Source organism: Pseudomonas sp. S2_B10 (assembly GCF_054668425.1).
The window spans coordinates 5,210,445-5,224,501 of sequence record NZ_CP162768.1; the positions used below are offsets into that span (position 1 = coordinate 5,210,445).

9 protein-coding genes are annotated in these 14,057 nt (G+C 57.9%); all 9 read right to left on the reverse strand.

Features of this window, described 5'->3' with window-relative positions; translation table 11 throughout:
• Window positions 1-106 precede the first annotated feature (106 nt).
• Window positions 107-1,117, reverse strand: coding sequence for a DUF6708 domain-containing protein (locus tag AB4O45_RS23250; RefSeq protein ID WP_353187890.1), 1,011 nt, complete (start codon window positions 1,115-1,117; stop codon window positions 107-109).
• A 175-nt stretch (window positions 1,118-1,292) separates the two neighbouring features.
• Window positions 1,293-4,712 (reverse strand): toxin VasX, encoded by a 3,420-nt coding sequence (locus AB4O45_RS23255; protein WP_460160604.1) that lies wholly within the window; start codon window positions 4,710-4,712, stop codon window positions 1,293-1,295.
• Window positions 4,709-5,581 carry a DUF4123 domain-containing protein gene (locus tag AB4O45_RS23260; protein WP_460160605.1) on the reverse strand — a complete coding sequence of 291 codons (873 nt, stop codon included), beginning with the start codon at window positions 5,579-5,581 and terminating at the stop codon, window positions 4,709-4,711. Before AB4O45_RS23260 ends, AB4O45_RS23255 begins: the two co-directional genes overlap by 4 nt.
• Window positions 5,582-7,630, reverse strand: a complete 2,049-nt coding sequence (locus AB4O45_RS23265; protein WP_460160606.1) for a type VI secretion system Vgr family protein — start codon at window positions 7,628-7,630, stop codon at window positions 5,582-5,584.
• Window positions 7,631-7,764: 134 nt separating this feature from the next.
• Window positions 7,765-8,280 (reverse strand): Hcp family type VI secretion system effector, encoded by a 516-nt coding sequence (locus AB4O45_RS23270; protein WP_007949952.1) that lies wholly within the window; start codon window positions 8,278-8,280, stop codon window positions 7,765-7,767.
• A 447-nt stretch (window positions 8,281-8,727) separates the two neighbouring features.
• Window positions 8,728-10,107 (reverse strand): 2-oxoadipate dioxygenase/decarboxylase HglS, encoded by a 1,380-nt coding sequence (gene hglS / locus AB4O45_RS23275; RefSeq protein WP_460160607.1) that lies wholly within the window; start codon window positions 10,105-10,107, stop codon window positions 8,728-8,730.
• A gap of 88 nt (window positions 10,108-10,195) precedes the next feature.
• On the reverse strand, window positions 10,196-11,416 hold the full coding sequence (gene glcF, locus AB4O45_RS23280) for a glycolate oxidase subunit GlcF (RefSeq protein WP_256811176.1): 1,221 nt from the start codon (window positions 11,414-11,416) through the stop codon (window positions 10,196-10,198).
• 2 nt (window positions 11,417-11,418) lie between these two features.
• Window positions 11,419-12,468, reverse strand: a complete 1,050-nt coding sequence (glcE, locus tag AB4O45_RS23285; RefSeq protein WP_423523343.1) for a glycolate oxidase subunit GlcE — start codon at window positions 12,466-12,468, stop codon at window positions 11,419-11,421.
• Window positions 12,468-13,967: a glycolate oxidase subunit GlcD gene (glcD, locus tag AB4O45_RS23290; RefSeq protein ID WP_460160608.1), complete on the reverse strand. Its 1,500-nt coding sequence runs from the start codon at window positions 13,965-13,967 to the stop codon at window positions 12,468-12,470. The genes glcE and glcD overlap by 1 nt, the downstream gene beginning before the upstream one ends.
• Between the last annotated feature and the right edge of the window lie 90 nt (window positions 13,968-14,057).

Consider the following 14,057-nt stretch of genomic DNA (forward strand, 5'->3'; position numbering starts at 1 on the left):
CTCGAAATTTCCGACTTATGGCGTCGGATAAACCGAAACAAATCGGCTTTACGTTTTAACAGATGTTAAAAACTCAAAGAAATAGACGACCTTGGTTGCTCACATTTCATCCATGCAAACCCGCCGCTTTGCACGCTTCGACGAACGTGGCGCCTTTTTTGTCCATGGCAGTCTTGACCATTTGATTGGTTTTCACCAATGCAGCGCTGGGCTTGGCCCATTGCTCTGGTGGCAACGGCTCAGACCATGTTTGCACTTGTTCCGGAAGGGTAGGCCGCCCTTTGCGATGCGCCCATTCGGCTAGCATGTAAGGCATCTTCCAGAAGCTCAGCACGCGCCACATGTACCAGCGGCGCAGTGGCCAATGGGATTTTTTCGAGTAACCGTAATGCTCGCGCTGCTCGGGCGTCAGTTCGTCGCCACCCTCGTCCAGCGACCCCATCGCGCGTGCGTCTTCGCGTTCGATTTCAAAAGTGTGTAGGCCTTCGTACGGTTTGAGCCGATCACCGGATGGAGTCAAACCCAGTGCCTTGAGCATCGGGTTTGGAGCATCTACCAACTGACCGTCTTCCATGTAATTACGAATTGACGTCCACATCCCTAAAGCATGTGCATCGCTGGGTTGTGGTAGCAGGAGGAATTGCACTTTGTCCTGCTCCTCATCCTCCAGACCCATGCCGAACGTGTACTGGCGAGTAGCGCCATAACTGGTGACGCCCTGAGTGTTGGAGACCCAGGCGACTACGCTTTCCCAAGGCACGATGAGGACGCGGCGGGTTTTGCTGTCGACGTAGCAGACTTCGCGGCGTTGGCGGTTGAAGCGGACGGGGTAGGTTTTTGCTGCTTTAAAGACGCCGGAGAGCATTCCGTATAAGTACGCACCAAGAGGGAGAATAAACAGTAGAGAGCCACTAGCAAAAACCAGTAACGAGTCACCAATTAGGTCGACGAACCTTCGATCTATTCCGTGAGGGCTGAAAAGTGCGAGCCAAGCACAGATAAGCACCGGAGCAATGAATGCTGTCGTCAATGCCATCCAAATTCCAGCGGCAAGTATTTTTCCTTGTTCAACCATTCCCCAATTACTTCCACCGAGTTCCAGGAATACTTCGTTCATCCCTGAAAAATTCCGGCGAGAGGATTGAGTTTGTCCTGTATAGACCGGTAATGGCGATAGAAACAAAGTTTCATTCATTCCACGGGCGCGGACTTCTCCAGCCCTTGGCCTCTCGCTACGGATGTCCGCTGCGGCTTCAGAAGTAGTGAATTTAGCGCCGCGTTTGAAAAGGCTTTTAAGCATCGATGGTCCCCAAATCTTCTTTTTTGAACAATATGAATTGGGATTTACTTGTGCCAATCGGCAACGAGTCAGCAGAATCAAGCTTAAAGACACCGCGCGTTGGATCGCGCCTATAAGGTGAGCTAATAATATGCAGGTCACGGAGCACAAAGCAGGTTTCGTGCATTACGTCACGTTCAGCTTCCAATTGATAAGCGATGGTCAATGCCAAGGAAAAATCTGTGGTCTGCAATGAGTCACTGATCGGCAAATGAATTGTCAACGCTTCGCTGCCTTTACTGGCTACGACTAATCGACTAATCCAAGTTGTCGTGCACTCCCGCCATCTCAAGGGAAATGGGCCAGGCGCGTAACCCCCTTTCTTTGGAACATCGCGATATTGCTGGTACGCTTTCAATTGCAATTTTCGAGTATCCATTTCCTGCGTGCTAACGCCTGGAATTATAAGCTTCAGATAGGTCTGCTTGGCATCACGAATCATTTCACAAGTAGGTTTTTGCACGACCTTTGCCAGTTCGTTCCATTCGTCCTGCATGCTGCGATTCTTAGTTTTATTTCCCCAGACGCTGGACTCCATCCATCTTTGCAAGTCGTCCAGATTGAAATAGTTGTATAAACCCTCGCCCACCAGTTGCAAAGCAGTCGCGATCAGACCAATCAAGTTGGCGCGTGCGCCAATCGCCATAATTCTTGGACTCGCCTCTGCCCAAGCTAAAGCACGGAGTTCAGTCGGGCTTTTCATAATGTTAACAACGATTGAACTTGTACGCGTGGCAGCCCATGTATTTGTACCTACTAGTATTGAGTCACCACTGATTTGGAGGGTTGTAGCTCCTAATTCTTTGTAATCGCCTTTAGCCAAGGCCTTGCCCCATTGAATGGAGTGCTTGCCCAAGTCAATAGAGGCGGAAATCGCGCCGAAACTGAAAGCGCCTACACCAGCGACGCCCGTCCATCGGCCCAAGCGGCTAAGGGTATTGACCTTGCCTGTAGCACTAACCATTTCCGATAAATGAGCTTGAAATATTGTTACCGCCAAGCCTTGTACCGTAGCAAAACCAGCAGCCGAAAAACCTACGAGTGACTCAAATAGGTTCCACCAGTCAGATAGCGACGGAACATCTTTTTTACTCATTGAACTTATCGCTTCAATAAACTTCTGCCCCTGAATCACAAACAACGCAAACGCGATCCCATCCCCCTTCGACCTCATGACCCCTGCGAGCGGCTTATTGAATGTCCCTGTAGCCCGGAAGTCTCGTACGGTCCGGCCCATCTCTGCCCGCAATTGCGGATCCAGACCTTCGATCACCGTGCCGATTTTTGCCGGGCTGTCTCCGCCTACAGTCAACGCATCGCAGAGCCTCTGTTCCAAAGGTAACAGCGAATTTTTGATTTGGGCAATCCGTTGGTTGTACTGCGTTTCACTGCCCGGCATGGCGGAGCCGGTGGTTTGCCGGGACAATTCGCGATTGCGCAGCTTGTAGGTTTCCTTCAACTGGCCGCGCAGGTCCAACGCCTGATCTCGGGCAAGGTTGAAGGCGTTGATTTCGGCGGCAGACGCTGCACGCAATGTCAGCCCTTGCCGGGAAAACTCTCGCAGTAACTGTAAACGCGCAGGCGCTCCGATTTCGCGAATGTAGCTGTTGGGATCGACGGTTTGTGCACGCGCGAAGGCTACGTGAGCTTTGTCCAACTGATCGGCAATTTTCATCTGTCGAGCTGGGTTATAGGCCTCGTCCAGCAAGCTTTGCATGCCCATGAACTGAGTGTTCAGTTTGGCGTAGTTGGGCAGGCGCTCGGTCATCAAACTGTGGAACTGATTGGTCAGGACGTTGACGTTGGCCAGGTTTTCCTTGGCGGAGATCACGTTGATCGAGAAACTGCTCAAGTCCGCGAGTTTTTTTGCTACGTCGACTTGTGCGGCCAGAGTCAGCGTGTCCAGCCCAGGTACGACGGTCAGCAGATTGGCTTCCATGTAAGCCTCAAGTTTCGCGACGGCCTTCGGGTCAGCACACATCGCGGCGACACAGACGAATTCAGTCTCCAGACGATGCTTGATTTGCGCATCGAGCTTGAAATCGTAGTACCAGGCGGCTCCGTGGAAGTAGCCACTGGTAAACATCGTCAGGCGATCATCACGAATGTTCTTCAACCGTCCGTGCCAGTGGCTCAGCAGTATTTGCTGTTTGAGGAGAAATGCCTCCATCTCCGGTCGGTTAACCAAGTCATCGACGCCACGCTGACCGAGCTCCTTGCCATGCAATGCGTACCAGCTTTGCAGGCTCAGTTTATTCAAGGTGTCTTGATGTTTACGGTATAACGGATTGCCCAGCGAATCCGTCATGTCCATGTACGCACGGGCATAAGGATCCTTTTCAGCCATTTTTCGCCAGTGCGCTTCGTCTCCATAGATCCCCGGATCTCTGTTATCCCGGCGAACCTTCAGATACTCATAAATCTTGTTCTGCTGCTCTTCGTTGGTGTCGTCTTTCAACGACTTGATATCAGGGTCTGTTTTGCTCAGAGCGTCAAGTCGGGGCCCATTGACGTCGTAGAGCGACTGTATGTAAGAGCCAGTAAGGTATTGAGCCTGGCATCGTTCATCAGCACTCCATTGTTCAATCCAGTCAGCCACTTTCAACTGCGCACTGGCCAGATCACGCATCACGCCAATGTCGTCTCGTAGCACCAGAAACAGGTAGTCGTTCTTGTACGGGCCTTGCACGTTACTGGTCAGACTTTCAATGGTGGTTTGCTTGAAGAGTGGCTGATCCTCCCAGTGATAGGCCACGCTTTCCTGCTGATTCGAACCCTCTGGTTTGGCATCGGATCGAGACTGATCTTCCTTGACCTCGGCCAGCCAGCTCTCCGCCTGCTGCTTACTCAGCAAATGCTCGCCACCCTTTTCCGGGCAGGCGCTTGTCAACTCGAGCTGCTGCATCAAGCGTTTGCGCTCATCCTTGGAGTTGAGCACTTGCGAGCATTTGAAAGCTGTCCACTGAATCTCGGAATAACTGGCGTAAAGCGTGTGAGATCGAGTGAAAATCAGATGCGGTTCCCCGACTGAACTGGTCCGAGTGTCGGCCGATACTTCCTGACTGTTCCACAGCAGCTTGGTGATCTGGCCTTTCTCGATCCGGTATTCGTGCAAGTAACCGGTGGTGCCATTGATGATGTACAGATACCCATCGCGCAGCAAACGAATGCCCAGCGGCTGGCTTTTGGTTTTGTACGGCATGGACACCTCGGCAGCTGGATCGAGATGTTGGACCAGGCCATAGCGCAGAGGTAGCAGTTGCACTTTCTTGTTCATCAACGGGCACACACCCATCGGCACTCGGGTGTCTTTCGCCGGCTTGGCCATTGCGGCGGTGTTGGCGCTGGGTTTAGGCGGTTGTTGAGTGGTCACGATTGGCTTCCTTGTCGATCGGCGGCACGGCGTTCGGCCAGTTCTGCAGCGCGCTCAACGCGTTTCAGTGGTGCTTCAGACGTCGATTGCGCGAGTAGCTGAACGATGTCGGGATGATCAGTGACCGGCTCACCAGCGAGATAGCCGAAAACGTTCGCATAGAGGGTGATTTCCTGTTCAGAAGCGAAACCCTTTTGATAGGCATCTTCCGCGAGTGCTTGCGCATAGGGCCGACGATCTTCAGATGCAAAAGTCGCCATGAAGTCCGCAAAGTACGTATGCAAATGCTCATTTAGATCAGATATGAAGTTACGAAATTCTACTTCGCCCAACGCAGTGAGTTCTTCATCCGTCAAACGATAGGTCTCGGGTTCGGCTATAGCGGGTCGGTGGCAAATGTGTTGATGCCAGTTGATGCCAACTCCGTCCGGCAGGCAGACATGTCTGACCGGTCCGAACCATTTCGCGCTGCCCTTTTTTTCTGCCAATGCAAACAGCTGGTGCATGACCGCAGGGTCGGCAATACGGGGCATGACTTCTATGCCACTCGGGTGCTTCACGCTCAGCAAGTGACGCCAATGGCCCCACAACGAATGCGCATCTGCGTCGCTGAACAGCAGATAACCCCACTCCTCAGCCGCATGTTCTCTGAAGTACGCCAAGAGCGGATCGCTGGCACCTTTAAGCTCGATCAGATAGGGCGAAATATCTGACAACTCCTGCCAGCGAGTGGACTGATACAGGCTGTAGGCTTGGTTATCCCATTGAAACAATTGCTGCGCGAGATGGGGAACACTGACGCCATCCAGCAGCAGATAAGCTGGGGTTTCCCATGGCAGATCAATCGGAAGTGGCGGTAGCTCGATCATTTACTGAAGCTCCCTATGCGCAGCCTGTTTGGCGGCTTCGCACACCGCACAAATCGGCTTCTTCTGCATCAACGCCTGCCTCTGCGCTGGCACCAGCAACTGCCCGGCTTTATCCGTATCCGCTTGCTTCAACGGCCCCGGCATCAACGGCGCAGCACCAGTCCCACTGCCCGGACTACCACCAGAATTCATGTTGATCACCGGCCCGCTCATAGTCACGCCGCCAGCATCGATCTTGATAAAACTGCCACCGCCCACCAGCGTGAGTTCCGCACCAGCCTCCATGACCACTTTCATGCCGCTGCTCAGGTGGATTTCCTGGCCGGCGTCGATGAACTGGCCGGTGCCGATCTTGATGTGCTGGTTGACGCCGACGGTGAGGTGGTCGTTGGCGCGGGTTTCGACTTTGCGGTCGGCGTAGACGGTGTGGTGTTCTTCGGCCTTGAATTCGCTGTAGCTGTTTTGCTCGACGGTGTCGTGGCGTTCGTTGCCGACGCGGATTTTCTGGTCGTGCTCGATGTTTTCGTCCCAGTCGCGCTGGGCGTGCAGGTAGATTTGTTCCTGGCCTTTTTTGTCTTCGATGCGCAGTTCGTTGTAGCCGCCACCGCCCATGGAACTCAGGGTCTTGAAGGTGCTGCGGGTCTTGTTTGCCGGCAGTGGATAGGGGACGGTGTTTTCCTTGTGGTACAGGCAGCCGCTGATCAGCGGTTGATCGGGGTCGCCTTCAAGGAACGTGACGAGCACTTCCATGCCAATGCGCGGGATGGCGATGCCGCCGTACTGGGCGCCTGCCCAGGCGGAGGAGACGCGCAGCCAGCAACTGGTCTTGTCGTCGGCCTGGCCTTCGCGGTCCCAGTGAAACTGGACTTTGACCCGGCCGTACTCGTCGCAGTGGATTTCTTCACCTTTGGGGCCGGTGACCACGGCGCTCTGGCTGCCGAGGATGCGCGGTTTCGGGTGGCGCAGCGGCGGGCGGTTGGGTACGTCCCATGGCGTGGCCTGGAAGCGGTTGCGGTAGCCCTGGTGGAAATCGTCTTTGAGTGCGGTGGTGTCACTGGTCACCGACTCTTCGAGGACTTGCGGCTGTTTGCCTTCGTGCAGCACTTCGGTGAGCAGCCACAGGTCGTTCCATTTGGCTTTCGGGTGTTCGGTCAGGGCGAGGAAATGGCCGCTGACCAGCAGTGGCTGATCACTCTTGCCTTCGGCCAATTGGAAGTCGCTGCGATGGCGTTCGAGGGCGCGTTTGGCTAGGTGCTTGCCGCGCTCGCGGTCGATGAAGCGGCCCGGGTAATCGTAGTCTTCGAGGTCGGGCAGGGCGTCGCCACGGTTTTCGCTTTCCAGGGTCAGGCGCGGTTTTTCGAAGTCGTAGTCGCGGCGGGTGGTGCGGCTGGTGCGGGTTTCCAGGCGCAGGTCGAAGCGCTTGATCACCGGGTTGCTGGCGACCATGCCGGAGTCTTGCTGATAAGGCACAGGGGCCAGTTTCGGGAACACCGTCTGGTCGTCGCCGAAAACGAGCTTGTGCGCGTTGGCGCTGTGCTGGAAGTGGAAGTGAATGCCTTCTTCCTCGCACAGGCGCTGGATGAAGTGCAGATCCGACTCGTCGTATTGCACGCAGTAGATGCGCTCGGGATAGATCGAGCCGGTCTTGAATTCGTAGGCGTTGCCTTGAATACCGTGCTCTTCCAGCACTTGGCCGATGATTTTCGGCACGCTGAGGTTCTGGAAGATGCGCTGGTTGATGCGGTGCGCCAGGTACGCCAGTTGTGGGCGCAGCGTCACCGAATATCGGGTCAGACGCTTGCCGGAATCGCCTTGCGCGGCGCGGTAGATCTGGCCATGGATGCCGCTGCCGTCAGGCGACAGCTGCAGAAAGGCCGGTTTGTGCAGCAGGGTTTCGAGGTCCAGCGACGGCTGCTCACTGACCAGCTCCACCTCAAAGACAAAAGGCTGGCTGATGGCTTCCCGGCCGGTGAGGGTAAACACCTGAAAGTCGGCGGAAAGCCCTTCGATGGTCAGGGCAAAGTGGGTTTCATTGGCCGGCGCGAACATCCCTTGTTCCTCGTGCTGTACAGCGGCGCTCGTCGACGGCCGCAAAAAAGCGGCTCAACGTACGCGAAATTCTGGAGGGGCGTAAACAACATCGACCAGCAGAGCTGGCCGATGCGTGTAACGGTCAGCCGTAATTAAACGACTGGAGCACGCCAGTCATCGGAACCCGAAGTACCGGATACTTCGTGGGTCCAGGTGATTTTGCGGTAGGTGAACTGCACTTCTTCCAGGTGGGTGAAGTGCGCGTTGCCTGGATCCTGGCAGTTGTGCATTTTGTTGTTGATGGCGACGATGATCGCGTCTTCCAGTTTGGTGGTGTAGTAGTGCTCTTGGGTGCCTTGAGCCGAAGTGCGGTACCACTGGATAACGATTTCGCTCATGCGCTCGCCGGAAGTCAGTGCTGCTTGCAGCAGTGGCGAAGCTTTGTCGTAGACCTTGGTGATCACAACTGGCTTGTGTACGCGCTGACCGGTTGGCTGACCGGATTGCGGGTCACGCGGGATGATCACGTCGTGGGTGAAAGCCTGAACCATGACCTGGTCTTCGTGGCCTTCCTGGTAGGTGTTGCCAACGGAGTCGGCGGTGAAAGCGCCGGCAGTGATCAGGCCTTGTTTTTCGCCGGTAACCGACATGTACGCTGGTGTTGCCATGGGGTGCTCTCCTTGCGGATAAAGTTAGGGTGCCCGGAGGCGAAATCGCCCGGTGGGTGGCTGAGAGTTATCAAGGAGCGTGCCAGGTTTTGCGCGGTGCCCGGATGGCGGGGGCGCCACGGTAGTCGGTGATCATTCGGGGCGATTTTCAGCGGGCCAGTCGGGAGAAAGTGCGCAAGAAGTTGCGCAGTACTGCGCAACTTCTTGCGCACTTGGCTGCAGGGCTTGCACTGCTTGCGCTGCAGAGGATTTAGGCCGTGAAATATTACGGGCTACTGCGCAACTTCTTGCGCATAATGGCCAGATGCCTTTATGGAGGCAAAGATTGCTATGGAGGCAAAGATTGCCTCATAGCTTCAGATCAAAAGATCGCAGCCTGCGGCAGCTCCTACATTTGGAATGCATTTCCACTGTAGGAGCTGCCGTAGGCTGCGATCTTTTGATGTTTTAACGCGCGAGTCGGGTCAAACACTCCTCAATCGACCGCCGTTGCGTCCCGGCATACAACCCCAACTCATCGATGGCCGAACGCCCCAGCGCCTGTTCGAAAGCCTGTCGATTGGAGTGTTCGCCGTAATGCGCCTGTGCGGCATCCCCCAGGTTCGACTGAAAAATCCCCGCTGCGCTCACCGGCAGGAAATCTTCGTACACCAGTGGCTCCGCTTTCACGTAGCCATCGCGCAATAAATCCTCCAGGGACGATTCGCCAAGTCCGTGCGCCGCGAGGCCCTTTTCCGTAGCGAAAAAACGAAAGTACGCCAGCCCCTGTTCGCGCATGCCCTCGATGCTGTCAGGAAATTCCGCAAAGTGCTGAGTCATCAGCGCGTCGTAGCGTGCGGCATTGGCTTCGTTAGGGAAGTCGCCCAATTCATCGCGAGCGGCATTCAACAAGCGGTCATACAACGCGCGACCCTTCGGCGTGAGGGCGGCGCCGCGTTGTTCGATTTCGCCGAAGCGCGCGCTGTGGCTGCCACGGGTTTCGGGCTGATCGGTGAAGGCGATCGGCTCGTCCAGCGCTTTGAAGCTGGTCTGGCGCAGCAGGATTGGGCAGTTGCGGCGCGGTGGGCCTTCGATCACCGCTTTTGGTGTAATGCCATGGGCGGGCATCTGTTGCTGAACGGTGTCGATGTCCAGCGTGCGCGGGGTCAGGTGATTGATATGCGGGCCTTTGAACGCAACGACATCGGCGATCAAGCGGTGCTGGGCGCTGAGTTTCTGGTACTGCGCGGCGCTGACGGTGGCGCTGTGGTGCCAGCGAAAAGTCTCCAGGGCCTGTCGGACGAATTCTGCGGCTTCGTCGTCATTCAGTCCGCCAGCCGTTTCCGCCTGTTCAATCAGGCGCAACGCCTCTTCAGTAAAAATCGAACGACGGGCCAGTACCGACTCGGCAAACGAACGCAATTCAGCGTCTTCAATCAGCTCCAGGCGCAGCAACGAGGTAAACACGCGAAACGGGCTGACCTGCAGCGCTTCTTCATGCACCGCGCGAAACGCCGTTGAATGCACCGGCACACCCGCTGGGGTCAGGTCGTAATAACCCACCGGTTGCATACCCATCACCGCGAACAGGCGGGCGAGGGTGGCCAGTTCGCTCGCGGTGCCGACGCGGATAGCGCCGTGGCGCTCCATGTCCAACCGATCGATTTCGCCGGTGCGCTTGAGTTGCCCGGCGATGTCTGGCTGACCTGCCAGCACTTCGCGGTTGGTTTTTTCCACCAGTTCCATCAGCGCACCGTACAGCGGCACCTCTTCGCGGTACATGTCGGACATCGCTCGGGAGAAGCGTTGGCGGATCAGGTCGGGGTTGACGAACGGCTGCACGGTCATGAAAAAAATTCCTGCCACGGTGACGAAATGGATGCCGGAAAAGATCGCAGCCTTCGCCCACGCGGGCAAACGAAGAATCCTACGAACTTCATTCTGCCAACGACTGATCCACCAGCTCGATCCAGTGTCTGACCGGCGTGCGCCCGGCGCTCGCCAGATGGCTCTGACAGCCCACATTGGAAGTGACGATCAACTCCGGTCGGCCGCTTTCCAGGGCGTTGAGTCGATGGTCACGCAGTTGCCGCGCCAGCACCGGTTGGGTCAGCGAGTAGGTGCCCGCCGAGCCGCAGCACAAATGGCCGTCCGGCACTGGTGTGAGGTTGAAGCCGAGTCGGGTCAGCACGGCTTCCACGGCGCCGCCGAGTTTCAGTGCGTGCTGCAAAGTGCACGGGCAATGCACGGCGATGCGTCGTTCGCTGGCGGCGCACACTTGCTCCAGCGGTTCCTCGGCGATGATTTGCACCAGATCCCGAGTCATTTCGCTGATCCGCCGTGCTTTCGAGGCGTAGATCGGGTCGTCCGCAAGCAAATGCCCATAATCCTTGATGAACGCGCCACAACCGCTGGTCGTTTGCACGATGGCTTCGGCGCCATTCTGCAAGTGCGGCCACCAGGCGTCGATGTTCTGTCGAGCGCGGTCAAGACCTTTGGCCTGGGCGTCGAGGTGATAGTCGAGCGCGCCGCAGCAACCCGCCTCGCTCACCGGAGTGACGCTGATGCCCAGACGATCGAGCACCCGCGCGGTCGCGTCATTGGTGTTCGGCGACAGACCCGGTTGCACGCAGCCTTCGAGCAACAACACCCGGCGCGCATGCCGAGGAGCGGGGCGCGACCCCATAACACCCAAGTGTTGCGGCAGTTTGCTTTCCAGCAGGCGCGGCAGCAGCGGTCGAAAGGTCGCGCCCATGCGCAGCAAGCCTTTGAACAAACCGGGATTGGGCGCCAACGCACGCAAGCCTTCGCGCAGCAAGCGCTGAGCGGCAGGGCGCGGCACCGCGCTGTCGACTACCGCGCGGCCAATGTCGAGCAGGTTGTGATAATCGACGCCGGACGGGCAGGTGGTTTCGCAGTTGCGGCACGACAGGCAACGATCCAGATGCAGTTGCGTCTGCTCGGTGGCCGGTGCGCCTTCCAGCACTTGCTTGATCAGATAAATGCGCCCGCGCGGGCCATCGAGTTCATCGCCGAGCAATTGATAGGTCGGGCACGTCGCGTTGCAGAAACCGCAATGCACGCAGGTGCGCAGGATCTTTTCCGCTTCGCCAGCCCGGGGCAATTTTCGCGATTGCTCGCTGAGGGTGGTTTGCATGGCTAGACCTCCGCGTACATGCGTCCGGGGTTGAACAGCCCTTGCGGGTCGAGTTGCGCCTTGAGTTGCCGGTGGTAGCGCAGCAGGGTTGGCGCCAAGGGTTGAAACGGCGAGTCGGTGGCACCGTGGGTAAAGCACGTTGCATGGCCGCCCAAGGAATGGGCGAGTGCGTGAATCTCAGAGCTTTCGGATTTAAGCCAGCGTTGCGCGCCGGCCCAGTCGATCAGTTGCTCGCCGGGCAGCTCGAGCGGGCCGAGATTGTTCGGCAATGACAGGCGCCACAGCGGCAAACCTTCGTCGAAAAAACTCAGGCGCTGTTCGTTGAGGTCGCGCCAGAAAACCGAGTCCAGCGGCTCGCCACCCAGGCGTTGATGCGCCGCCGTCACCGAACCTTCGCCGCCTTCCAGACGCAGATACAGGCTCCGGCCATCGTGGCACGCAGCACTGATCGGCAGCGGTTGCTGGCCCCATTCGGCAAGTTTGCTCAAGGCCCGAGCGCAGTCGATATCGAGGCGAATGCTCAGGCACTGGCGCGGTTTCGGCAGGACTTTCAGCGACACTTCGGTGAGCACGCCGAGGCAACCGAAACTGCCGGCCATCAGTCGCGAAAGGTCATAACCGGCGACGTTTTTCATCACTTCGCCACCGAAGCGCAGATGCTGACCGAGGCCGGTGATCACCCGCGTGCCGAGAACGAAGTCGCGTACCGAGCCGGACCACGGCCGGCGAGGTCCGGACAGTCCCGTGGCGACCATGCCGCCGACCGTGGCGCTGTCGGCGAAGGACGGCGGTTCGCAGGGCAACATTTGCCCGGCCTCATCCAGCGCCGCAAGCAGCTCGGACAACGGCGTGCCGGCACGTGCGGTGACCACCAGTTCGGTCGGATCGTATTGAACGATGCCGCGATGAGCACGGGTGTCGAGCACTTCGCCGGCCACCTCGCGACCGAGAAACGCCTTGCTGTTGCCGCCCTGAATCTTCAGCGGCGTGGCATTGGCCCGCGCGGCGTTGACCTGATCGAGCAGGGCGTTGGCGGCATCGAAATCAGCCATCAGAATCGCTCCAGCTCGGGGAAGGGCAGTTGCCCGGCGTGAATGTGCATCGCGCCGAATTCGGCGCAGCGGTGCAGGGTCGGAATGTTCTTGCCGGGATTGAGCAGGCCTTGCGGATCGAACGCGGCTTTCACCGCATGAAACAGCAGTAACTCGTCGCTGTTGAACTGCGCGCACATCTGATTGATTTTTTCGCGGCCGACGCCGTGCTCGCCGGTGATGCTGCCGCCGACTTTCACGCACAGTTCGAGGATCTTGCCGCCCAACGCCTCGGCCCGATTCAGCTCCCCTGGCTGGTTGGCGTCGAACAGAATCAGCGGATGCATGTTGCCGTCGCCGGCATGGAACACGTTGGCCACGCGCAAGCCATATTCCTCGCCGAGGCTAGCGATACCTTGCAGCACAGCGGGCAATTCGCGCCGCGGGATGGTGCCGTCCATGCAGTAATAATCCGGCGACAACCGGCCGATCGCCGGAAACGCATTTTTGCGCCCGGCCCAGAAACGCACGCGCTCGGCCTCGTCCTGGGCCTTGCGCACTTCAGTGGCGCCGGCTGCTGTCATGACTTCGCGCACCCGCTGGCAATCGTCGTGCACGTCGGCTTCGACGCCGTCGAGTTCGCACAACAGAATCGCCTCGGCGTCGACCGGGTAACCGGCGTGGATAAAATCTTCGGCGGCGCGAATGGCCAGGTTGTCCATCATTTCCAGGCCTCCGGGAATGATCCCGGCAGCGATGATTTCGGCAACCGCTCGGCCGGCCTTCTCGACTGAATCGAAACTGCCGAGCAGGACCTTGGCGACTTGCGGTTTGGGCAGCAGTTTCACCGTGACTTCGGTGATGATCCCCAGCAGGCCTTCGGAGCCGGTGAACAAGGCGAGCAGGTCGAAACCGGCTGAATCGAGCGCCTCGGAGCCCAGCGTCAGGCGCTCGCCCTCGATGGTCAGTACTTCGATTTTCAGCACGTTGTGCACGGTCAGGCCGTACTTGAGGCAATGCACGCCACCAGCGTTTTCCGCGACGTTGCCGCCGATCGAGCAGGCGATCTGCGATGACGGATCCGGCGCGTAATACAAACCGAACGGCGCCGCCGCTTGAGATATGGCGAGGTTGCGCACACCCGGCTGAACCCGCGCGATACGTGCAGCGGGGTCGATGTGCAGGATGTTGTTGAACCGCGCCATCACCAGCAGCAGGCCCTTTTCCAGTGGCAGGGCGCCGCCGGACAACCCAGTGCCGGCACCCCGCGCGACCACGGGCACGTTGTTCTGATGGCAGAGTTTCAGCAGGGTTTGCACTTGCTCCAGGCGCCGGGGCAGGGCGACCAGCATCGGCGTGGTGCGGTAGGCGGAGAGACCGTCGCATTCGTAGGGTTTGAGTTCATCTTCGCGCCAGAGGATGTCCAGGTCCGGCAGGGCTTGTTGCAGAGCCTTGAGCAATTCGCCCTTGTTCACCTCGGGCAACGGACCGTCGAGGCGTTCGTCGTAAAGAATGTTCATGGGAACGCCAACCTTCTGTCTCCGCTGATCGTTCCCACGCTCTGCGTGGGAATGTAGCCCGTGACGCTCCGCGTCACTGGACGCAGAGCG

Coding starts and splice junctions, on each gene's coding strand:
- hglS (WP_460160607.1), bottom strand. CDS start 10,107: ATGACCGTGCAGCCGTTCGTCAACCCCGACCTGATCCGCCAACGCTTC.
- glcF (WP_256811176.1), bottom strand. CDS start 11,416: ATGCAAACCACCCTCAGCGAGCAATCGCGAAAATTGCCCCGGGCTGGC.
- AB4O45_RS23265 (WP_460160606.1), bottom strand. CDS start 7,630: ATGTTCGCGCCGGCCAATGAAACCCACTTTGCCCTGACCATCGAAGGG.
- AB4O45_RS23250 (WP_353187890.1), bottom strand. CDS start 1,117: ATGAACGAAGTATTCCTGGAACTCGGTGGAAGTAATTGGGGAATGGTT.
- AB4O45_RS23260 (WP_460160605.1), bottom strand. CDS start 5,581: ATGATCGAGCTACCGCCACTTCCGATTGATCTGCCATGGGAAACCCCA.
- glcD (WP_460160608.1), bottom strand. CDS start 13,967: ATGAACATTCTTTACGACGAACGCCTCGACGGTCCGTTGCCCGAGGTG.
- glcE (WP_423523343.1), bottom strand. CDS start 12,468: ATGGCTGATTTCGATGCCGCCAACGCCCTGCTCGATCAGGTCAACGCC.
- AB4O45_RS23270 (WP_007949952.1), bottom strand. CDS start 8,280: ATGGCAACACCAGCGTACATGTCGGTTACCGGCGAAAAACAAGGCCTG.